This is a genomic window from Homoserinimonas aerilata (assembly GCF_006716125.1).
Taxonomy (GTDB): Bacteria; Actinomycetota; Actinomycetes; order Actinomycetales; family Microbacteriaceae; genus Homoserinimonas; species Homoserinimonas aerilata.
In genome coordinates this window covers 742,050-762,087 of sequence record NZ_VFOM01000001.1, presented here as the reverse complement: position 1 = coordinate 762,087, position 20,038 = coordinate 742,050, and the positions used below count along the sequence as shown (strand labels likewise).

Annotated in this window: 19 protein-coding genes; 4 read left to right on the top strand and 15 right to left on the bottom strand. The window is 67.2% G+C overall.

The annotated features are described in order from the left end of the window. Window positions 1-13 precede the first annotated feature (13 nt). Both FB562_RS03560 and FB562_RS03555 read right to left on the bottom strand, forming a co-directional pair. Entirely contained in the window at window positions 14-406 is a 393-nt protein-coding gene (locus FB562_RS03560; protein WP_141879886.1) for a VOC family protein, read from the bottom strand. 165 nt (window positions 407-571) lie between these two features. Next, the gene (locus FB562_RS03555; protein WP_141879885.1) at window positions 572-1,609 is read right to left on the bottom strand and encodes an LLM class flavin-dependent oxidoreductase; all 1,038 of its coding nucleotides are present in this window, start codon (window positions 1,607-1,609) and stop codon (window positions 572-574) included. A 97-nt stretch (window positions 1,610-1,706) separates the two neighbouring features. Between FB562_RS03555 and FB562_RS03550 the strand changes: the two genes are divergently transcribed. Continuing rightward, window positions 1,707-1,916 carry a hypothetical protein gene (locus FB562_RS03550; RefSeq protein ID WP_141879884.1) on the top strand — a complete coding sequence of 70 codons (210 nt, stop codon included), beginning with the start codon at window positions 1,707-1,709 and terminating at the stop codon, window positions 1,914-1,916. After that, a complete protein-coding gene (locus tag FB562_RS03545; RefSeq protein WP_141879883.1) occupies window positions 1,913-2,698 on the top strand; it encodes an alpha/beta fold hydrolase in 786 nt (261 codons plus the stop codon). The genes FB562_RS03550 and FB562_RS03545 overlap by 4 nt, the downstream gene beginning before the upstream one ends. Before the next feature lie 6 nt (window positions 2,699-2,704). Here the strand turns inward: FB562_RS03545 and gatB are convergent, their stop codons facing one another. The 9 genes from gatB to FB562_RS03500 form a co-directional block, all read right to left on the bottom strand. After that, on the bottom strand, window positions 2,705-4,234 hold the full coding sequence (gatB, locus tag FB562_RS03540; RefSeq protein WP_141879882.1) for an Asp-tRNA(Asn)/Glu-tRNA(Gln) amidotransferase subunit GatB: 1,530 nt from the start codon (window positions 4,232-4,234) through the stop codon (window positions 2,705-2,707). Further along, the gene (gatA, locus tag FB562_RS03535; RefSeq protein ID WP_141879881.1) at window positions 4,234-5,775 is read right to left on the bottom strand and encodes an Asp-tRNA(Asn)/Glu-tRNA(Gln) amidotransferase subunit GatA; all 1,542 of its coding nucleotides are present in this window, start codon (window positions 5,773-5,775) and stop codon (window positions 4,234-4,236) included. Before gatA ends, gatB begins: the two co-directional genes overlap by 1 nt. Continuing rightward, on the bottom strand, window positions 5,772-6,095 hold the full coding sequence (gene gatC / locus FB562_RS03530; RefSeq protein ID WP_141879880.1) for an Asp-tRNA(Asn)/Glu-tRNA(Gln) amidotransferase subunit GatC: 324 nt from the start codon (window positions 6,093-6,095) through the stop codon (window positions 5,772-5,774). Before gatC ends, gatA begins: the two co-directional genes overlap by 4 nt. A gap of 36 nt (window positions 6,096-6,131) precedes the next feature. Then, entirely contained in the window at window positions 6,132-7,592 is a 1,461-nt protein-coding gene (locus FB562_RS03525; protein ID WP_141879879.1) for an alpha/beta hydrolase, read from the bottom strand. Window positions 7,593-7,713: 121 nt separating this feature from the next. After that, window positions 7,714-9,942, bottom strand: coding sequence for an NAD-dependent DNA ligase LigA (gene ligA / locus FB562_RS03520; RefSeq protein WP_141879878.1), 2,229 nt, complete (start codon window positions 9,940-9,942; stop codon window positions 7,714-7,716). 61 nt (window positions 9,943-10,003) lie between these two features. Beyond that, complete coding sequence (gene mnmA, locus FB562_RS03515; protein ID WP_185740446.1) at window positions 10,004-11,113, bottom strand: tRNA 2-thiouridine(34) synthase MnmA; 1,110 nt, start codon at window positions 11,111-11,113, stop codon at window positions 10,004-10,006. A gap of 45 nt (window positions 11,114-11,158) precedes the next feature. Further along, window positions 11,159-11,404: a hypothetical protein gene (locus FB562_RS03510; protein WP_141879876.1), complete on the bottom strand. Its 246-nt coding sequence runs from the start codon at window positions 11,402-11,404 to the stop codon at window positions 11,159-11,161. Next, window positions 11,404-11,736, bottom strand: a complete 333-nt coding sequence (locus FB562_RS03505) for an ArsR/SmtB family transcription factor (RefSeq protein WP_141879875.1) — start codon at window positions 11,734-11,736, stop codon at window positions 11,404-11,406. The genes FB562_RS03510 and FB562_RS03505 overlap by 1 nt, the downstream gene beginning before the upstream one ends. Window positions 11,737-11,806: 70 nt before the next feature. Further along, window positions 11,807-12,952 (bottom strand): cysteine desulfurase family protein, encoded by a 1,146-nt coding sequence (locus FB562_RS03500; RefSeq protein ID WP_141879874.1) that lies wholly within the window; start codon window positions 12,950-12,952, stop codon window positions 11,807-11,809. Between the two features lie 99 nt (window positions 12,953-13,051). Here FB562_RS03500 and glgX point away from each other — a divergent pair, with 99 nt between their 5' ends. Both glgX and ybaK read left to right on the top strand, forming a co-directional pair. Further along, window positions 13,052-15,091, top strand: coding sequence for a glycogen debranching protein GlgX (gene glgX / locus FB562_RS03495; protein ID WP_141879873.1), 2,040 nt, complete (start codon window positions 13,052-13,054; stop codon window positions 15,089-15,091). Further along, the gene (ybaK, locus tag FB562_RS03490) at window positions 15,091-15,564 is read left to right on the top strand and encodes a Cys-tRNA(Pro) deacylase (protein ID WP_141879872.1); all 474 of its coding nucleotides are present in this window, start codon (window positions 15,091-15,093) and stop codon (window positions 15,562-15,564) included. The genes glgX and ybaK overlap by 1 nt, the downstream gene beginning before the upstream one ends. A 19-nt stretch (window positions 15,565-15,583) precedes the next feature. Here the strand turns inward: ybaK and FB562_RS03485 are convergent, their stop codons facing one another. The 4 genes from FB562_RS03485 to FB562_RS03470 are packed head-to-tail and all read right to left on the bottom strand — an operon-like array spanning window position 15,584 to window position 20,038. Beyond that, complete coding sequence (locus FB562_RS03485) at window positions 15,584-16,183, bottom strand: alternate-type signal peptide domain-containing protein (RefSeq protein ID WP_141879871.1); 600 nt, start codon at window positions 16,181-16,183, stop codon at window positions 15,584-15,586. Further along, on the bottom strand, window positions 16,180-16,794 hold the full coding sequence (locus tag FB562_RS03480; RefSeq protein WP_141879870.1) for a signal peptidase I: 615 nt from the start codon (window positions 16,792-16,794) through the stop codon (window positions 16,180-16,182). Before FB562_RS03480 ends, FB562_RS03485 begins: the two co-directional genes overlap by 4 nt. Next, entirely contained in the window at window positions 16,791-17,633 is an 843-nt protein-coding gene (locus FB562_RS03475; protein WP_141879869.1) for a hypothetical protein, read from the bottom strand. Before FB562_RS03475 ends, FB562_RS03480 begins: the two co-directional genes overlap by 4 nt. After that, on the bottom strand, window positions 17,630-20,038 hold the full coding sequence (locus FB562_RS03470) for an RICIN domain-containing protein (protein ID WP_141879868.1): 2,409 nt from the start codon (window positions 20,036-20,038) through the stop codon (window positions 17,630-17,632). The genes FB562_RS03475 and FB562_RS03470 overlap by 4 nt, the downstream gene beginning before the upstream one ends.

Sequence of the window (20,038 nt, the reverse complement as noted above, 5' to 3'; positions counted from 1 at the left end):
TGCCCAGAGCACCTCAACTCGCGCTGAGCACCGCCAGCACGTTGCCCGCCGGGTCACGGAACCAGGCAATGAAGCCCGCGCCGTCATCACCGCGCACGATGCCCTTCTCGTCGGTCTGCATCCCCGAAACGTCATCACCGTAGATCTTCGTCGTCACGCCGCGCGCATTCAGATCATCCACGGCCGCCTCCACATCGTCGACCACAAAATTCAGCACAGTGAACGTCGCCGGCACGTGATCCGGCTTCGGGTAGACGAAACCCTCACCACCACCCCCGAAATGCAGCGTCAACGTGCCCATCTCCGTCAGCTCGACCTTCAGCCCGAGAGTCTCGCCATAGAAGGACTTCGCGGCATCCAGATCATCCACCGAGAACGATGGCACCGCAGTCGTCGAACTGAACATGATCACTCCTTCGAACAGAAACAGGAACAGAAACGCACAAGGCCCGAAGCCCCGACGACGGCGACGCTACGCCCCCAAACCCGAAACCACCAGAGGAAACACGCCGTGGCAACACGGCTTCGAGACGGTCGCGCCAGAGCGCGACCCCTCACCCCACAGCGGATCTCACTCGGCGGCGAGCTGCTCCCGCACCATCGGTACGACCTCGCGGCCGTACAGCCCAATGGATGACATCAGCTGCTCGTGCGGCATGGTGCCGTTCGAGTACTTCAGATCGAAACGGGAGAGGCCGAGCCCGCGCACGGCACGCACGATCTTGTCGGCGACGGTCTTCGGCGACCCCGCGAAGAGGGCGCCATCCCTCGCCTCGTGCTCGAACTCCGCGCGGGTCACGGGAGGCCAGCCACGCTCGGCCCCGATGCGGTCGCGGTTCACCTTGAAGTGCGGGTACAGCTCCTCGAGCGCCTGCTCGTCCGTCGCAGCCACATGCCCGGGCGAGTGCGCACCGATGGGCAGCTCCGGCAGCTCGAACTGCGCGAGGGCCCGCTTGTACAGCTCCGCGTAGGGCGCGAAACGCAGCGGGTCGCCGCCGATGATGGCGAGCATGAGCGGCATGCCGTAACGCGCCGCGCGCACGACAGACTCGGGGCTGCCGCCGACCCCGACCCAGGTCTTCAGCGTGCCGTTCTCGATCGGCGGGAAGACGCTCTGCTCGGTGAGCCCGGCGCGCAACTTGCCCGTCCAGGTGACCGGCTCGTTCTTCAGGATCTCCGCGAACAGGTCGATCTTATCCTCGAAGAGCTGCTGGTAGTCGGCCATGTCGAAGCCGAACAGCGGGAACGACTCCGTGAAGGAGCCGCGGCCGAGGATGACCTCCGCGCGACCGTTGGAGAGCGCATCCACCGTGGAGAACCGCTCGAACACGCGCACCGGATCATCCGAGCTGAGCACCGTCACGGCCGAGCCGAGGCGGATGCGCGAGGTGCGGCTCGCAATGCCGGCCAGCACCACCTCGGGCGCGGAGACGGCGAAGTCGTCGCGGTGGTGCTCCCCCACACCGATGAAGTCGATGCCGAGCTCGTCGGCGAGCACCGCCTGCTCGACGATGTTGCGGATGCTCTGGGCGTGGCTGATACGTTCGCCGTCGAGACCCACCATCACGTCACCGAATGTGTCGAGTCCGAGCTCTACCTGCTGCGCCATGGGGCACCTTCCCTCAAGTTACATGTGTTCGCATATATCGCAACACGCATGGCCCCACAGCATATTCCCACCCGCCCAGAGCAGGCACAATGGAAGCATGCCCCCCACACCTCCCCGCCGCAGCTACGGCCGCCGGATTGGCGCGCTCGTCGTCGCCGTCATCTCACTGGTGCTCGTGTTCCTGTTCGTGACGGTCATCATCCGCGACCCCTCGATGGCGTCGGCCTGGGTGGGCCTCGTATGCTTCGCCTTTGCCGCGGTCGGCGCGATCGTCACCATGGAGATCGACAGGAGGAACCCCCGATGACGCTGCGGCCCCCGACCCCTGCGCCCTCCGCCGTCATCTCGCGCGACGGCACCAAGATCACCACCTTCGACTTCGGCGACCCCGACGGCGCCGTCGTGCTCGCCGTGCACGGCTTCGCCTCCAGTGCACTCGCCAACTGGAGTGTCACCGGCTGGATCCGCGATCTCACCCGCGCCGGGCTCCGGGTCATCGCCATCGACCAGCGTGGCCACGGCGGCAGCGACAAACCGCACGACCCGTCCAACTACACGATGGACCACCTCGTCGATGACGTCCTGGCCGTCGCCGACACGTACATGCTCGACACCGCGTCGCTGCTCGGCTACTCGCTCGGCGCGCGCGTCAGCTGGCGAGCGGCCATCGAGCATCCGCACCGCTTCGATCGCGCCGTGCTGGGCGGCATGCCCGCCGGCGACCCGCTCAGCCGCTTCCGGCTGGAGGAGGCGCGCGAACACATCCGCTCTGGCGTGGCCATCGACGACAAGCTGACGGCAACCTTCGTGGCCATGGCCGAGACACTGCCCGGCAACGACCTGGAGGCGCTCGTCTCCCTCGTCGAAGGGCTGCGTGGTGGCCCGCAGGCGTGGATCACGGACACGCCCACCCAGCCGCTCCTGCTCGCCACAGGCGGCGAGGACCCGCTGCTCGACGACTCGCGCCGGCTCGCTGAGGCCGCACCCGACGCCGAGTTCCTCGAGATCGCCGGGCGCAGCCACTTCAACGCGACAACCGCGAAGGAGTTCCGCGAGGCGGCGACAAGATTCCTCACCGCCCCGCGATAGAAGTCACTACTGCGCGGCACGCTCCAGAACGAGCTCGCGCACGCGGGCGGCGTCGGCCTGACCCTTCATGGCCTTCATGACGGCACCGATCACGGCACCGGCAGCCTGCACCTTGCCGTCACGGATCTTCGCGAGCACATCCGGCTGCGAGGCGAGCGCCTCATCGATCGCAGCGATCAGGGCGCCGTCGTCAGAGACGACAGCAAGCCCGCGCGCCTTCACGACCTCCGCGGGCGACCCCTCACCGGCGATGACGCCCTCCAGCACCTGGCGGGCCAAACGGTCCGTCAACTCGCCGTCCTCGACCATCGCCACCAGCTCTGAGACGTGCAGCGGAGACACCAGGGTGCCAGCATCCACGCCCTTCTCGTTCGCGACGCGCGCGATCTCGCCCGTCCACCACTTGCGTGCGGCCTGCGCTGAAGCACCGGCGGCGGTCGTCGCCTCCACCTCGCTCAGCAGGCCCGAGTTCACGACATCCTGGAACTCGAGATCGGTGAAGCCCCACGCCTCCTTCAGACGGCGACGACGGATGGCCGGCGCCTCCGGCAGGGCAGCCCGCAACTCCTCGATGAGAGCCTTCGACGGCTCCACCGGCAGCAGGTCGGGCTCGGGGAAGTAACGGTAGTCATCCGCGTCACTCTTGGGGCGACCGGCCGAGGTCTGGCCGGTGTCCTCATGCCAGTGGCGGGTCTCCTGGATGATCGTGCCACCCTTCGCGAGGATGGCCGCCTGACGCTGGATCTCGTAACGGATCGCACGCTCAACACTGCGCAGGCTGTTGACGTTCTTCGTCTCCGTGCGGGTGCCGAGCGGTGCCGGGTCCTCCCCCGGCGCCGTGCGCGGGCGCAACGAGATGTTCGCGTCGCAGCGCAGGTTGCCGCGCTCCATGCGCGCCTCAGAGATGCCGAGGCCGATCACGATGTCGCGGATCGTCGACACGTACGCCTTCGCCAGCTCGGGCGCGTCATGCTCCGCCCCGTAGATGATGTTCGTGACGATCTCCACGAGGGGCACACCGGCACGGTTGTAGTCGACAAGCGAATACTCGGCACCCTGGATGCGACCGGTCGCGCCGCCCACATGGGTCAGCTTTCCGGCGTCCTCCTCCATGTGCGCCCGCTCGATGGGGATCTCGAACATCCGGCCGCCCGGCAGCTCGACCTCGACGGAGCCGTCGAAGGCGATCGGCTCGTCGAACTGGCTGATCTGATAGTTCTTGGCCAGGTCGGGGTAGAAGTAGTTCTTGCGCGCGAAGCGTGACGACGGCGCGATCTGGCAGCCGAGCGCGAGGCCCAGGCTGATCGAGTGGCGCACCGCCTGCTCGTTCACGACCGGCAGCGAGCCGGGCAGGCCCAGGCACACGGGCGTGATCATGGTGTTCGGTTCACTGGCCGGGTTCTCGGAGTTCGCCGGGTTGGGAGCATCCGAGAACATCTTCGTGCGCGTGTTCAGCTCGACATGCACCTCGAAGCCGAGAACCGGCTCGAACATCTCGAGCGCCTTGTCGAAGTCCATCAGTTCTGCCTTGGCCATCAGACGGCGCCTTCCTGTGCTGCGAACTCTTCACCCTGCGTCAGATCGGGGGCACGGCTGATGAGCGTGTGCCCCCAGCCCTGCTCCAGCAGCGCCTCGAGCGTCGCACCGACCTCGTACAGGCGGGCGTCCGCGCGGGCGGGCGCCATCAACTGGATGCCCGTCGGCAGGCCATCCTCGGCGGCGAGACCCATGGGGATGCTCATGCCCGGGATGCCGGCAAGGTTCGCCGGGATCGTCGTCACGTCGTTGAGGTACATGGCCATGGGGTCTTCGAGCTTCTCGCCGAAACGGAACGCCGTCGTCGGGGCAGACGGCGACACGAGAACGTCAGCCTTTTCGAATGCGGCCGCGAAGTCGCGCTGGATGAGCGTGCGCACCTTCTGCGCGCTGCCGTAGTAGGCGTCGTAGTAGCCGGCGCTGAGCGCGTAGGTGCCCAGGATGATGCGGCGCTTCACCTCGGGGCCGAAGCCGGCCTCGCGCGTCGCCCCCATGACGTCCTCGACCGTTCCGCCACCGGGCGGGTTGACCCGCAGCCCGAAGCGCACCGAGTCGAACTTGGCCAGGTTGCTGGACGCCTCAGCCGGGAGGATCAGGTAGTAGGCGGCGACCGCATACTCGAAGCTGGGGGTCGACACCTCGACGATCTCGGCGCCCGCGGCGGCCATCGTGTCGAGCGCCTCCCTGAAGCGCGTGTGCACGCCCGGCTGGAAGCCCTCACCGTCGAGCTCCTTCACGACGCCGACCCGCACACCCCTCAGGGAGCCGGATGCGGCGCCGGTGCGAGCCGCAGCGGCGAAGCTGGGCCAGACATCCTTCAGGGAGGTGGAGTCGCGCGGGTCATGCCCGCCGATCACATCGTGCAGCAGCGCAGCGTCGAGCACGGTACGCGAGACGGGGCCCACCTGGTCGAGCGAGGAGGCCAGCGCGATCGCACCATAGCGGGAGACGCCGCCGTAGGTGGGCTTCATGCCGACGGTGCCGGTGACGGCGCCCGGCTGACGGATGGAACCACCCGTGTCGCTGCCGAGCGCGAGCGGCGCCTCGAAGGCCGCGACGGCGGCCGAGGAGCCACCGCCCGAACCGCCGGGGATGCGCTCGAGATCCCACGGATTGCGGGTGGGGCCGTAGGCGGAGTGCTCAGTGGATGAGCCCATCGCGAACTCGTCCATGTTGGTCTTGCCGAGCGGCACGAGGTCGGCCTCGCGCAGGCGGCGCACGACGGTCGCGTCGTACGGCGGCACCCAACCCTCGAGGATCTTCGAACCTGCGGTCGACGGCATGTCCTGCGTGCAGAGCACATCCTTGATGGCGATGGGAACGCCGGCCAGCGGCGAGAGCTTCTCACCCGCGGCCCGACGGGCATCGATCGCCGCGGCCGTCTGCAGCGCAGCATCCGAGACGTGCAGGAAGGCGTGGATGTCACCGTCGACGGCGGCGATGCGGTCGAGGTGCGCCCGCGTCGCCTCGACGCTCGACACCTCACCGGAGCCGAGCTTCTCGCTGAGCTGTGCGGCCGAAAGCCGGGTCAGGTCGCTCACTGCTCCTCCCCCAGGATCGCCGACACCTGGAAGCGGCTGCCGTCGTGCTCAGGCGCGCCAGCCAATGCCTGCTCCGTGGTGAGCGTCTCGCCCACCACATCGGCGCGGAAGACATTCGACAGGGCGATCGGATGCGACGTGGCCGGAACATCCGGCGTCGCGATCTCAGAGACCTTGGCGATCGACTCGACGATCGTGGCCAACTCGCCCGTGAGCTTGTCGATCTCAGCCGGCGTCAACGAGATGCGGGCAAGGTTTGCGAGATGGGCGACCTGCTCGGTCGTTATCTGGGTGGTCTGTTCGACCTGGTGTGAAGACATGCGGCTCCGAAGGGGTCTGGCGGGGATGCAGCAATTCTAGCCGCGAAGCAGTGACACGATTCGTGGCGACCGCACGATCGTCTGAGGCTGTGCGAACGTTTGTGTATTCGACTGCCCTGAGGCGAGCACAGCCGCACCCGCATCGCCCATGACGAGATCGCCGGAGCCCAGACTGATCAGCGCAAGATTGCGCAGGCACTCGCTGCCCGGCACGAAATAGCCGTTGTGCCCCGTCGACGCGGCGAGTGCGATGCCCGTGAGATCGTCGGTGCCACCGGTGACACCGATCGGGCGGGCGCCGAAGGCCTCCCCCGCCGGGTCGTGGCCATAGAAGGTTCCCAGAACGACCGGATCCCAGCTGGCCTCGCCGACGAAGACATTGCCGGCCCGCACGGCCAGGTCGGAGGCCGAGGCGACGACGACACCCGGCGAGCCGACGATCGCCAGAGCATCGACCGCCGTCACCCCGTCGGAGAGGGCGATGGATGCGGCCGTCGAGCCGTAGGAGTGAGTGATCAGCGTCACGAACGGCTGGTCTCCTGCGCGCACCGCCCTCAGACCGCCGATCGCCTGCGCGATGCGATCCGCGCCCTCATTCGCAAGCGCCAGCTCCCCAACGGTGAACACCGTTGGGGTCTCGTAGCCCATCCACGCGACCGTCGCAATGGAACTATGCGTGACCGAGGCCGAACCATCCGGCTGCCGGATGCTGCCGAGAAGCGTCAACTCCTCGGAGTGGAGTGCCTGGGCCGTGGTGGTCCAGTCGACGATCTGCCCGTCGACGGTGAAGAACATGCCCGGCACCAGATAGCTGACAAAATCGGCGGTCGACAGGTCGCCGAGCGCCACCGCCGCCCTACCCGGCCACTCAATGTCGACCGCGATGAGCGAGCGTGCGGGAACCGTGCCCCTGTCGCCGAGCGCGAGCTCGATCTGCCTCAGCATGCGCAGCTGTGCCTGCAGCGCGACATCGGCCGCCCTGCCCGCGCCCTCGGCGACCGCCCGCTCAAGCATGACGATGGAACTCTTCAGATAGCTGCGGTTCGCGGCATCCCTCACCTCGTACGGCACGCCCTGCAGATTGCCGATCACACCGGGAACCGCCAGAACGAGGGCCCTGCGAGGCTCGGCGCCGATCTCAGACCACCACCCGGCCACATCATGGGCGAGAGGAGGCAGCGCGACGAGGGCCGACAGCTTCTCGGGATGCGCGTCGGCGAATCGCCCGATCGACACCTGGTCGAGTTCGCCCAACTGCCGCAGGAGTTCGACGCCGGAGCTGTCGGCGAGCCGATCGAAGTCGACCGGGGCGGAGAGTGTGGGCAGGCCCTGCACCACCGCGTTGTAGCGGGAACCCCCGAACCCTGAGGAGGCCGAGTTCTGCGTTCCCTCGCGTTCGGCAGTGGAGGCCGAGGTGCTGATGTGCTCGACGAACACCCCGGTGACACCGACAAGGACCACCAGGGTTGCGACGATCGCAATGAAGCGAGGCATCATATCGCGACGCACCCCAAGCACGGGCTGGAAAAACAGGTAAGTGCCTAGAGTCTAGGGCCACCAAATGGCCTGCCACCAGCCAGTTTCCGAACCCCGAATGAAGTTGTGGGCGAGCTCACCGCTAGCCGTCGAGGCCGCCCGGGCCCTTCGTCACGAGGATGGCGAACTGTGCGGCATCGAGCACCCGAATTCCGAGCTCCTCCGCCTTCGCCAGCTTCGACCCCGCGCCCGGCCCGGCCGCCACGAAGTCGGTCTTCTTCGACACGCTCGACGCCGCCTTGCCGCCCGCCTGGATGATCGCCTCCTGAGCGCCGTCGCGGGTGAAGCCGTCGAGCGAACCCGTCGCCACAACGGTCAGCCCGGCGAGCACGCCGCCCGCCGCGGCCGCCGCGCCGGGACCGGGATGACCGGGCGTCGTGAACTGCACACCGGCATCCGCCCACTGCTGCACGATGTCGAGGTGCCAGTCGACCGTGAACCAGTCGATGAGCGCGTCGGCGATGATGCCGCCCACCCCGTCGACCTCGGCCAGCTCATCACGGCTCGCCTTTCTGATCTCGTCGAGCGAACCGAAATAGTCGGCGAGAGCGCGGGCCGCGACCGGGCCGACATGGCGGATGTTGAGGCTCACCAGGATGCGCCACAGCGGCTTCGTCTTCGCCTTCTCGATCTCGTCGATCAGCTTTGTGGCACTCGACGACGGCTGCACCTCGGTGAGACCGTGCTTCTTCTCAGCCGCGGAGGGGTTGCGGCGGAACGGTGTGCGCACCTTCTCCGCACCGTCGTCGCCCTCCTTCGGCAGACCGGTCTCGTTGTCGCGCACGATCACCTCGATGGGCATGAGGTCGGCGACGGTGAGGTCGAAGAGCGCAGCCTCCGTGACGAGCGGCGGGATCTCGGGCACGAGGGGCTGCGTCAGAGCGGCCGCGGCCACCTCACCGAGCACCTCGATGTCGAGGCCTCCCCTGCTGCCGATGTGCTCGACGCGGCCGCGCACCTGGGCGGGGCAGCTGCGCGCGTTCGGGCAGCGCAGGTCGATGTCGCCCTCCTTCATGGGCCGCAACGGCGTGCCACACTCGGGGCACTCCGTCGGCATCACGAACTCGCGCTCACTGCCGTCGCGCAGTTCGACCACGGGGCCGAGCACCTCGGGGATGACGTCGCCGGCCTTGCGCAGCACGACCGTGTCGCCGATGAGCACGCCCTTCGCCTTGACCACATCCTGGTTGTGCAGGGTCGCCTGGCGCACCTCGCTGCCGGCGACGCGCACCTTCTCCATGACGGCGAACGGGGTCGCGCGGCCCGTGCGGCCAACACTCACGACGATGTCGAGCAGCTTCGTGTTGACCTGCTCCGGCGGGTATTTGTAGGCGATCGCCCAGCGTGGAGCGCGGCTCGTCGCACCGAGCTCGTCGTGCAGCGCCAACTCGTCGACCTTGACGACGATGCCGTCGATCTCGTGCTCGACGCTCGCCCTGTTCTCGCCGTAGTACTCGATGAATTCGGAGACCTTCGCCGCCGACGGCACGACCCTGTAGTACGTGCTCGTGGGCAGCCCCCAGCCTGCGAGCAGCTCGTACACCTCTGACTGGTTCTGCACGGGCGGATTCGGCCACGCCCCGATGCCGTGCACGAGCATCCGCAGTGTCGCCAGGCGCCGGTGCATCTGCGCGAGCTTCTCAGCGTTCTTGCCCTCGGCCTTCTGCCGCAGCGAGCCCGACGCGGCATTGCGCGGGTTGGCGAACACCCGCTCGCCCTGCTCCGTCTGCGCCGCGTTCAGCTTGCGGAACTCCTCGACAGGGATGAACACCTCGCCCCGCACCTCGACGATCGGCGGATGCCCCTCGCCCGCGAGCCGCTGCGGAATCGAAGAGACGAAGCGGATGTTCTCGGTCACGTCCTCGCCCACGCGCCCGTCACCACGGGTCGCCGCGCTCGTGAGCACACCATTCTCGTAGCGCAGGTTGATCGCGAGGCCGTCGATCTTGAGCTCGCACAGGTAGTCGATGCGGCGGCCGGCATCGCGCTCGACCTTCACAGCCCACGCCTCGAACTCCTCAAGGCTGAACACGTTGTCGAGGCTGAGCATCCGCTCGGCATGCTCGACCGGGTCGAACAGGGCTTGGGCCCGACCGCCGACCGTCTGCGTCGGGCTGTCCTGACCCTGCAGCTCAGGGAACAGATGCTCGAGCTCCTCGAGCCGGTGCATGAGCCCGTCGTACTCCTCATCGGAGACGAGCACCTCGTCACGCTCGTAGTACGCGTCGCGCAGTTCGAGGATGCGCGTCGTCAGCGCATCTGCCTCAGCCTTGGCGGCCTCCAACTCGGGAGGGGTAACGGTCTCTGCCACGGCACAAGCCTAAACGTCGCCACCGACAAGCGACCCCGGATGCGAAGACCCGGACGGCGCCTCAGGATGCGGAGACGGGCACCGCGCTCACGGTGCGGTCGATCGTGCACTGGCCGAGCACCCGCGTGCCCACGTAGATGACGGCGGTCTGCCCGGTCGACACCCCGTTCAGCGGCACATCGGGTCGGATCACGAGCTCGCCGTCGGCAACCCACGCCTGCGCCGGAACCGGATCGCTGTGGGCCCGAACCTGCACATGGCAGGCGAATGGCTCGAACGGGTCCGCCGGAGGCAGCCCAGCCCAGGTGAACCGCGCCCCCGCGACCTCAGCCAGATCGAGCGCCTCACGCGGGCCGACGACGACCGTGTTGTCCTTCGGCCGCACCTCGAGCACGAAACGGGGTCGCCCATCCGGGCTCGGAACGCCCAGGTTGAGCCCCTTGCGCTGCCCGATCGTGAACGCCGCGGCACCCTCATGCCTACCGACGACCTCGCCGGAGCGATCCAGGATGATGCCCTGCTCGGCGCCGACGCGCTCGGCCAGCCAACCGCGGGTGTCGCCATCCGGAATGAAGCAGATGTCATGACTGTCGGGCTTGCTCGCCACGCTGAAGCCGCGCTCGGCGGCCTCCGCGCGAACCTCCGCCTTCGACGGCGTCGCCCCCAGCGGGAACATGCAGTGCGCCAACTGCTCGGCGGTGAGCACACCCAGAACATAGGACTGGTCCTTGGCCCACGCGGCCGCACGATGCAGCTCCCGGTTGCCCTCCGCATCCGTCACCATCGAGGCGTAGTGCCCGGTGACGACGGCGTCGAAGCCCAGATCGATCGCCTTCTCCAGCAGCGCCGCGAACTTGATCTTCTCGTTGCAGCGCATGCACGGGTTCGGGGTGCGGCCCGCGCTGTACTCGGCGATGAAGTCGTCGACCACGTCGAGCTTGAAACGCTCAGAGAAATCCCACACGTAGTACGGGATGCCGATGATGTTCGCCGCACGCTGGGCGTCCATCGAGTCCTCAATGGTGCAGCATCCGCGGCTGCCGGTGCGCAGCGTGCCGGGCATCCGACTGAGTGCGAGATGCACGCCCACAACCTCGTGGCCCGCATCGACCGCGCGCGCGGCAGCGACCGCGGAGTCAACCCCGCCACTCATCGCCGCCAAAACCTTCACCGGAACAGTGTACGCGCCCTGTTCCGGGAGGCCGCCGAGGGCCGGCTACGGGATGTCGTTGAGCGTCTTCTCGACAGCGCCGAGACGACCATCGATACCGTCGAGGCGCTCGATGAGCTTCTCGTTGATGGCCGTGTTCTGCTTGAGTGCCTCTTCGACGCCCTTGTTGCGACCGCCCAGCGCGCCGATGATCGCGACGATGCCCCAGACGATGGCTCCGATGATCGCGATCCACGCGAACCAGGGGATGTAGTAGAAGAACGGGAGGGTCTCTTCGGCGGCGTGCAGCATTATGGGTTCTCGCTTTCAGTGGTGGCCGGCGTTGCGGCGACCGCGGCGACAAGCGCAGCGGGGTCGATGGTGAGGGTGAACGGAACGACCTCGAAATATTTGAGGGCCTTGCCGTCGTCACTGAGTTCGAGATGGCCGGCCACGAAGCCGGCCTCCTCGAGCTTGGTGAGGTGCATGTAGAGGAGTGCTCGCGACATGCCGACCCTTCTGGCGAGTTCGCTGACGTGCAGCTTCTCTCCGGAGAGCAGGGCGATGATGCGCATGCGCTGGGCGCTTGCAATGGCGGTGAGACGGATGCTGAGCTCGTCTGCCGAGATCGTCTCGCCGTTCATATCGCCTCCTTTGCTTGCACCTGTTAGAAGAAACTTACAGGTGAAAGACGTGGAGTGTCAAGCGCGTACGTCAGACGGCGCGATCGTTGTAGCCGGCGCGACGCGCCCTCTCAACGGCGGTGGGCAGCGCGGCGAGGAGCGCGTCTACATCCGCCTCTGTCGAATCGTGGCCGAGCGTGAAGCGCAGCGCGCCCCGCGCATCCGCGTCGCTGAGCCCCATGCCCAGCAGAACGTGCGACGCCTCGGGGATTCCCGCCTGGCAGGCGGACCCCGTGCTGACGGACACGCCCGCCGCATCCAGCAGGAACAGCAGCGAGTCACCCTCACAGCCGGGGAACGTGAAGTGGGCGTTGTTGTCGACCCTGTCCACGGGGTCGCCGCGCAGAACCGCCTCGGGAACAGCGCTGCGGACGCCGGCGATGAGCCGGTCGCGCAGCCCCTGAAGCGAGCGGTGCGGATGCCGAGCCGCCGCCCCGAAGCCGACCGCTGCGGGCGCATCCTGGGTTCCCGACCGCACCTGCCGCTGCTGCCCACCACCATGGATGAGAGGAACGACGGATGCCGTGCGAGACAGCGCGAGCGCCCCGATTCCGAGCGGCCCGCCGATCTTGTGGGCGGAGACGCTCAGAGCATCCGCCCCGCTCTGCCGCAGCGACACCGGCAGATGCCCGTACGCGGAGACGGCGTCGATGTGCACCGGCACGCCGTGCGCGGCGGCGAGCGCCGTCAGCTCCTCGACCGGCTGGATGGTGCCCACCTCGTTGTTCGCCCACAGGAAGGTGAGCAGGGCGACGTCGTCGAAGCGGTCGAGGGCGTCCGCGACGGCAGACACCTCGATACGCCCGAGGCTGTCGATCGGCAGCCATTCGACGATGGCCCCCTCGTGACGTTCCAACCATTCGACGGCGTCGACCGTGGCGTGGTGCTCACCGCGGGGCACGAGGATGCGGCGGCGCTGCTCCCCTGCCGCCCAGAAGAATCCCTTGACGGCCAGGTTGACGGCCTCGGTCCCGCCGGAGGTGAAGACCACCTCGATGGGGTCGCAGCCGAGCGAGGTGGCGACGTGCTCGCGGGCCTCCTCGAGCATCCGCTTCGCCCCCTGCCCCTGGCTGTGGATGGAGGAGGGGTTGCCGACGAGGTCGAGGGCCGCGATGTAGGCCGCGCGGGCCTCAGGCAGAAGGGGCGTCGTCGCCGCGTGGTCCAGGTAGACCGGCATGGGCGCTCCTCGTGTGTCTGTTCGAATCGGGCTGTCGTGACCCGTGTTGGGGCGGGCGGGTGGCCCCGACTGTCAACCGTCGTCAATTACTCTAGGACGATGTCTTCCGCCCTCCCCGATGATCCGTTCCGTGATCTCGGCGTGCGCGTCGGCGCGTCGGGCGGCGAGCTGCGCGTCTGGTCGTCGAGCGCGACCTCCATGGAGCTCGGCATCTTCGACCCCGATGACACCGACCGGCTCGTCGCGACCGCGCCGATGGTGCGCGATGAGCACGACGTGTGGAGCGCGATCCACCCCGAGCTGCGGCACGGCGCGCGCTATTCGATCAGGGCCGGCGGCGACGGGGCTCGCTTCGATTCGGCGCGGCCGCTCATCGACCCGTACGCGCGAGGTCTGGTGCGCAGCCCCAGCGGGCAGTGGCGCGGCTACGTGCAGGACGACTCCTTCGACTGGGGCGGCGTCGAGAAACCTCGCGTGCCCCTCGACCGCACCGTCATCTACGAGGCGCACGCGAAGGGCATCTCGAAGCTGAACCCTGCCGTGCCGGAGGAGTTCCGCGGCACCTACGCCGGCCTGGCCCACGACACGGCGATCGCGCAGCTGAAGGATCTCGGCGTGACGACGATCCAGCTGCTGCCCATCCACCAGTCGGTGAGCGAGGAGCGCCTCACACGTCTCGGCTTCACCAACTACTGGGGCTACAACACCCTCAACTTCTTCACCCCGCACACCGAGTACGCCTCCGCCGCTGCCCAGTCGGGCGGCACCGCCGCCGTGCTGCGCGAGTTCAAGGGCATGGTCAAGCTTCTGCACGAGGCCGGCCTGGAGGTCATCCTCGACGTCGTCTACAACCACACCTCCGAGGAGGGGCCGGGCGGGCCCACCACCTCCCTGCGGGGCATCGACGACGCCGGCTACTACCGGCAGGACGCCGACGGCAACTACATCGACGTCACCGGATGCGGCAACTCGCTGAACACGTCGAACCCGGCGGTGCAGCGAATGGTGCTCGATTCGCTGCGCTACTGGGCGAACGAGGTGCAGGTCGACGGCTTCCGCTTCGATCTGGCGGCCACGCTGGGGCGTGACGCCTCCCACGAATTCGACCCGGAGCATCCGCTGCTGAAGGCCATCGTCGAAGACCCTGAGCTGCAGGGCCTCAAGATGATCGCCGAGCCGTGGGATGTCGGTTCCGGCGGCTGGCAGACGGGCCGCTTCCCGCAGGGCTGGCTCGAATGGAACGACGGCTACCGCGACCGGATGCGCGACTTCTGGCTCACAGACATCGCAACGGAGCGCGCGCACGGCCTCGCCGAGGAGGGAATCGGCAGCATGACCCGCCGCTTCGCCGGCTCGGCGCATGTCTTCAGCGAGGAACGCGGGCCGCTCGCGAGCGTCAACTTCATCACCGCACACGACGGCTTCACCATGGCCGACCTGGCCGCCTACAACCGCAAGCACAACCTCGGCAACGGCGAGCAGGGGCGCGACGGCACCGACAACAACCACTCCTACAATCACGGCTTCGAGGGCCCCACCGACGACGCGGCGATCACGACCGCGCGGCGCAAGGCCATGCGCAACATGCTGGGCACCCTTCTGCTGTCGGCGGGCATCCCCATGATCACGGCGGGCGACGAGTTCGGCCGCAGCCAGCGCGGCAACAACAACGCGTACTGCCACGACGACGAGCTCAGCTGGATGCCGTGGGAGCACGAGGAATGGCAGCACGACCTGTTCGGGATCGCGAAGAAACTGCTGCGGCTGCGGCAGGCACATTCGGCACTACGACCGGTGCGCTTCGGCCGGGAGGGCGAGGCTGTTCCGTCGTCGAGTGAGATGTTCTGGTACAACTCCGACGGCGAGAGCATGTCAATCGAGGACTGGGATTCACCAGCTCAGCGGGCGCTGCAGTACATTGCGGCGTCGACCCCCGAGGTGGAGGATTTCAACCGCATCCTGCTGATCGTGCAGGGCCGGGAGGAGGACGAGGTCTTCACGCTCCCCCACCACGACGGCGTCGTCTCGTACACACTGCTGTGGGACAGCGCTCGCGACGAGATCAAGGCCGACGAGCATCCGCCGGGCGCCACCGTCAGGGTCGCCCCGACGTCGATGCAACTGTTCCAGGCGCACTGATGGCATACGGAACCCCCGCGACGGTTGCTCTGACGGCTGCCGGAGTTCCGTTCACCCCGCACACCTACGAGCACGACACTTCGGTGACGAGTTTCGGTCTGGAGGCGGCGGATGCGCTGGGTGTCGAGCCGGACCGTGTGTTCAAGACCCTGCTGGCGGATGTCGACGGACGCCTCGTTGTCGGTATCGTGCCGGTCACGGGAAAGCTGGATCTGAAGGCGCTGGCCACGGCCGCCGGCGGCAAGAAAGCCGTTATGGCTGACCCTGCCGTCGCCGAACGGAAGACCGGTTATGTCGTGGGCGGTATCAGCCCGATCGGGCAGAAGACGTCGCATCCGACGTTCCTTGACGAGACGGCTGAACTTTTCGACACGGTGTTCGTCAGCGGCGGGCGCCGCGGGTTCGATATCGAGCTGACACCGGCCGACCTGGTGCTGGTCACATCGGCGACGATCGCCGACATCGCGCGCTGACGCGATACCGGTCGTTCGGCTAGGCCGTCTGCTGGAAGATCAGTCCGATCTTGCTCAGGTCGAGTTGGGCGTCCATCGTGCCGTTGCCGGAGCCTGACGGGAAGGTGAAGGTCACGATGGCGGTGACCACCCCATCGACTCCTCCCGCCCCGGGGGTGATGGACAGGGTCTGGGTGGGGATGCCGTAGGCCTGGTCGGAGGTCACCGTGTACTGCGCCGCCGACAGTCCGCCGGCCGCGAACGCGAAACTCGGGTTCCCGGCGTTGAGGATGTCCATCCCGAGCGTGTTCCCCTGCGCGTTTCGCGGGACATCCACCAGCGAGTTGTAGTCGATGTGGAGATCTGCCTTCAGGTTGTCACCCTTGGCGATCACATGAAGCGGCTGCTCCAACACCAGGGTGTCGCCCGGAACGATGCGGAAGGTTGCGGGGTCGGTGATGGTCTGGTTGTTGACCTTCCACACGGCGCTGCCTGTGCTCTCGAGGCTGAGCTCACCGGCGGTCACGATTCCGGCGTTGACGGTCGCGCTGTCGTTCCAGTACGCGAGCGTGCCTGCTCCTCCGAGCAGCAGCGCGATTGCTGCGCCGCTGGCGATGGATGCCTTCGTGAACTTGTTCATGATTCCTCCTGCTCCTGGGGCTGCTCCTGGGGCGTGGTCTCGGCACGCCGCTTCCGCATCGATGTGGCGATGCCGCTGGCGAGCATGTATCCCGCGTACAGGAACAGTCCGACCGCGATTGCGGGCACGAGCCAGCTGCGGGCTTCGCCGTTGACGAAATTGTTGGCGTAGCCGATCCACGGCACGCTGTACCAGACCTTGCCCTTGAGTTGCACGGGCTGCACGGGCAGGGCATCCGCGGCACCGTTGGCGTCGCCCTTCGTGGTGAAGGCGAGCTCACCGTTGGTCGAGTGTGAGATGGAGATCACTCGGTGGGTGACGACGGCGGCCTTGCCGGATTCGATCTGGTACGTGATGGGGTCGCCGATGCGGACTTCCTGCGCGTCGAGCGGCTTGACGATGATGAGCGTGCCCGGCGGGTAGGTGGGCTCCATCGATCCGGTGAGCACGGTCATGGGGGTCGAGCCTGTGGCGGCTGGCACGACGATGACAAGCACGCCGATGAGCAGAACGAAGGCGAGCAGGCCTGCGCTCAGGCCGACGCCGATGTAGTAGATGAGCCCGCGGGGCTTCTTCTCCGCCTGGTCTCGGGCGGTGCGCCTCTCGCTCATGCTGCTTCCTCTGTTGGTGTCTCGGTGCGGCGTCGGCGTCGGCCGATGGCGGCGAAGACAAGCGCGCCCAGCACGGATGCGCCGATCGGGATGAGGATCAGGTATTCCTCGAACAGGTGCCAGGTGTTGGGGTCGATGCCGAGCAGCCCTGGCAGGTTGAGCACGGGCAGCTCGATGTCGCTGCCGTCGATGGTGGGCACCTGCGGTCCGAGCGCGTCGGAGAATCCGGCGCCGGGCGCGAGTATCGCCGCCGGGGTTCCGGTGGGTGTCGTCGGCGGAGTGCCGGGCGTCACGGGGATTGTGGTGCCTGAGCTGCACTGGGTGAGCGGCAGCGACATCATGGGCACACCGCTGAGGGAAACCTGGATGGCGAGGGATGCGGTGGCCGCCTGCCCCTTCTGCCCGTCGAGCTGGCCGAGAACGAGGGATGACTGCACGGGCACGACCTCGCCCGGTTCCACGCGCTGACCTTGGATGAGCACCCGGCACGGGGTCGCTTCGGACAGACTCGCCGGGCGCCCCTGTTCTTCACTGGTGAACAGGGCGACGGAGAGGGCATCCGCAAGATCCGCATCCGAGGCGACGACGTCGCGCATGGTGATGCGTAGGAAGCCGGGCTCGATGCTCGAGTTGCGCACATAGAAGGTGGCGGCCTGGGCGTCACCGGGCACCATCGTGTCGATGTCGTCGAACAGTGCGCCCGGGTAGCTGGAGCCGTAGCTGGTGCCATCACCGCTCACCTCGACGCCGCCGGGTGAGGCGTTCGCGGAGGTGACGGGTGCGAGTACGAGCGCAGCCCCGATGATGGCCACTCCGCACAGCTTGGACAGAAGATTCATCGTGCAAACACCTTGCGATTCACGCTGGGGGCATTGACATCGTCAGTGATCCGGAGGGGCTGCGAGATGACGAGGGTCGTTCCGTCGAAGATCTCCAGGACCTTGTTGCCGACAGACACTCCGACGAACTGCTCAGGGTAGAGCTGGAGACGATCCTTGGCGTACTCGTTCACGGCAGTAATGCTGAACGGCTGACCGTCGAGCAGAACTGTGTAGTCAGTCTTGGCGCCAACGACCTGAGCGTCCCACAACAGGCCGAGGAAGTATCCGTCGCTACCGCTGAGCGCTGCCGTCTTCGTCGGAGTTGTGGTCACGGGCGGCACGACAGAAGACGATCCTGAATCCTCTGGGGTGCTCGGCTGCGAAACGCCGGATCGCCCTGCGGTGATGCAGCGGAGCACGTGGGCGTCGTTGGTGTTGGCCCTGCCGCTCTTCGCGACCTCGATCGTGGCTGACTCTGTGCCGTAGCTCACGCGCAGGATTCTGGTTCCGTCCGCCCAGTTGTTGGCCGGTGTGACGGTGACGGATGTCGCCCAGCGGTTCGCCGTGCCTGCGGACGTCCAGGTGCGGTCCACGGTGAACAGGTCGACGTTGTAGGTGCCGAGAGCGGGGTGACCCCAGCCGATGGTGACACCGTTCCATCCGGAGTCGACGCAGCTCAGCGAGGTGAAGCTCGCGGTGGGCGCGGCGCACTGGAGCACATTGGCACCGTTCTGCGTGAGCTGACCCTTCCAGAGCGAGGTGATGGCTGAACTGAGTGCCGTCGAATTGTAGGTGATCCTCATGTTGAGCACTCCGGCGGACAACTGCGTGTTGTCGCTGGGCGAGAATGTCGTGGCGTCCGCGCTGGCCGTCCCCAGATCACGCCAGGTACCGTTGCCATTGCGTGCCTGGAAGACGTAGTTTCCGATCGCCGGCTCGGACCAGCTGAAGCTGAGGCCCGTGGGCGTGTTCACGCAGGCGATGCCGGCCACAGTGGCGGTGGGCTGGCTGCAGCGAAGACGGTGCTCGCTGCCGGTCGTGCCCTTCCAGATCTGCGACGTGATCAGAGTGGATGTTCCGTAGACGACTCGGATGGCCCGGTTGCCGTTGCTCCATCCGCTGTCGGCTGCCGGCATTGTGTACGAGGTGGATCCCTCGGTTGCCGTACCGATCGTGCCCCACGTGCCTCCGGATTTCTGCGCCTGGATCACATAGTCGCCGAATGCGGGCTGGCTCCAGCTGAGCGTCACCGACTGCGGCGTCACACCCGTGGTGTTCACGCAGTTCAGGGTGGAGATGACCGGTGTTTCCACGAGGCGGACGGTGAGGGTGTATCCCTGCCGCGTTGTCCCGTCGCAGGAGCGGAGTTCAAGGTCGATGCCCGTGGCAGGCGCCTGGAGGCAGAGCCCGCTCGCGCGATTGACGATCTGGTAGGTGTTGGTGCCGCCTGCATTCGAACGAAGCTGAAGCTGCCACTGCTGCGCCTCCGCGTTCGCGGTGCGCTCCTGCAGCTCGACGAGGCCGGTGCTCCGCGGCCCGATGATGAGCGCGTCGTTGTAGCGGGCGGCGATGGTCACGTAACGGGGGTCGTTCGATGCGGTGCTGAAGGACCAGTCCTGGTTGTAGGTTCCGGTGTCGGTTCCTGTCTTGCACGCGAAGTCGATGAGGTTGGTGCCGGCGCCGTTGTTGCCGCCGTTGACGTCAACGCACTGCGTCGTCGCTGCGTTCCTGATTTGGAACCAGGTGTGTGAGGACGGCTGGCTTGTGGCCGGGTAGATGTAGCTCGTCTGCTGTGTTGTGCTTGCTGTGGTGGTGACGGCGAAGCTGCCCACCGCGATTGACGCGGTGATGCGGGGGGCGATTGTCTGCGACCCGGATGCGGTTGCCAGCGTGCTGCGCTCTGCGACCGTGCTGTCGATGCAGTACTTGACCTTGGCGCCGGCCGGTAGAAGTGCTGTTTCAGTGAAGCCGGGGAATGATGCCCAGCTGCCCGTTCGGATGGTGCCTGTGGGGGCACCCGTCGCGCAGTCGGCGGTAAGTGCAACCCGCCACATTGTTACGGTGACGGCTGCGGCGATTGCGGCGCTTCCACTGGCGGAGTCGAGTCCGATGGTGAGGTCGGCGGCGGTAGTGCTGCTGGTGGCGGTGGTGTTGCTGACGGTGACCGAACTTCGCTTCGAAAGAGAGTCGTTGCGGAAGGTGAAGGCCGAGCTCGTGAAGTTCTCGGTCGTGAGCACCAGTGTTGCCGAGGATGCGCTCGAGGTTGCGACGGCTTGGGAATTCCAGAGCGCGAGCGTCTGGCCCACCCCGGCTCCTGTGACCGCAAGAAGTGTCACGAGCGCAGCTACCCCGGCGACGATGACGATGCGACCGGGGGTTGAGATGAAGTCCGCGAGCCGGCGAAACACAGAAGCGCGACCCAT

Excerpts from the sequence above, each read along its gene's own strand:
- FB562_RS03560 (WP_141879886.1), bottom strand. The coding sequence starts at position 406 with ATGTTCAGTTCGACGACTGCGGTGCCATCGTTCTCGGTGGATGATCTG.
- FB562_RS03555 (WP_141879885.1), bottom strand. The coding sequence starts at position 1,609 with ATGGCGCAGCAGGTAGAGCTCGGACTCGACACATTCGGTGACGTGATG.
- FB562_RS03550 (WP_141879884.1), top strand. The coding sequence starts at position 1,707 with ATGCCCCCCACACCTCCCCGCCGCAGCTACGGCCGCCGGATTGGCGCG.
- FB562_RS03545 (WP_141879883.1), top strand. The coding sequence starts at position 1,913 with ATGACGCTGCGGCCCCCGACCCCTGCGCCCTCCGCCGTCATCTCGCGC.
- gatB (WP_141879882.1), bottom strand. The coding sequence starts at position 4,234 with ATGGCCAAGGCAGAACTGATGGACTTCGACAAGGCGCTCGAGATGTTC.
- gatC (WP_141879880.1), bottom strand. The coding sequence starts at position 6,095 with ATGTCTTCACACCAGGTCGAACAGACCACCCAGATAACGACCGAGCAG.
- FB562_RS03525 (WP_141879879.1), bottom strand. The coding sequence starts at position 7,592 with ATGATGCCTCGCTTCATTGCGATCGTCGCAACCCTGGTGGTCCTTGTC.
- FB562_RS03510 (WP_141879876.1), bottom strand. The coding sequence starts at position 11,404 with ATGCTGCACGCCGCCGAAGAGACCCTCCCGTTCTTCTACTACATCCCC.
- FB562_RS03505 (WP_141879875.1), bottom strand. The coding sequence starts at position 11,736 with ATGAACGGCGAGACGATCTCGGCAGACGAGCTCAGCATCCGTCTCACC.
- FB562_RS03500 (WP_141879874.1), bottom strand. The coding sequence starts at position 12,952 with ATGCCGGTCTACCTGGACCACGCGGCGACGACGCCCCTTCTGCCTGAG.
- glgX (WP_141879873.1), top strand. The coding sequence starts at position 13,052 with ATGTCTTCCGCCCTCCCCGATGATCCGTTCCGTGATCTCGGCGTGCGC.
- ybaK (WP_141879872.1), top strand. The coding sequence starts at position 15,091 with ATGGCATACGGAACCCCCGCGACGGTTGCTCTGACGGCTGCCGGAGTT.
- FB562_RS03485 (WP_141879871.1), bottom strand. The coding sequence starts at position 16,183 with ATGAACAAGTTCACGAAGGCATCCATCGCCAGCGGCGCAGCAATCGCG.
- FB562_RS03480 (WP_141879870.1), bottom strand. The coding sequence starts at position 16,794 with ATGAGCGAGAGGCGCACCGCCCGAGACCAGGCGGAGAAGAAGCCCCGC.
- FB562_RS03475 (WP_141879869.1), bottom strand. The coding sequence starts at position 17,633 with ATGAATCTTCTGTCCAAGCTGTGCGGAGTGGCCATCATCGGGGCTGCG.
- FB562_RS03470 (WP_141879868.1), bottom strand. The coding sequence starts at position 20,038 with ATGGGTCGCGCTTCTGTGTTTCGCCGGCTCGCGGACTTCATCTCAACC.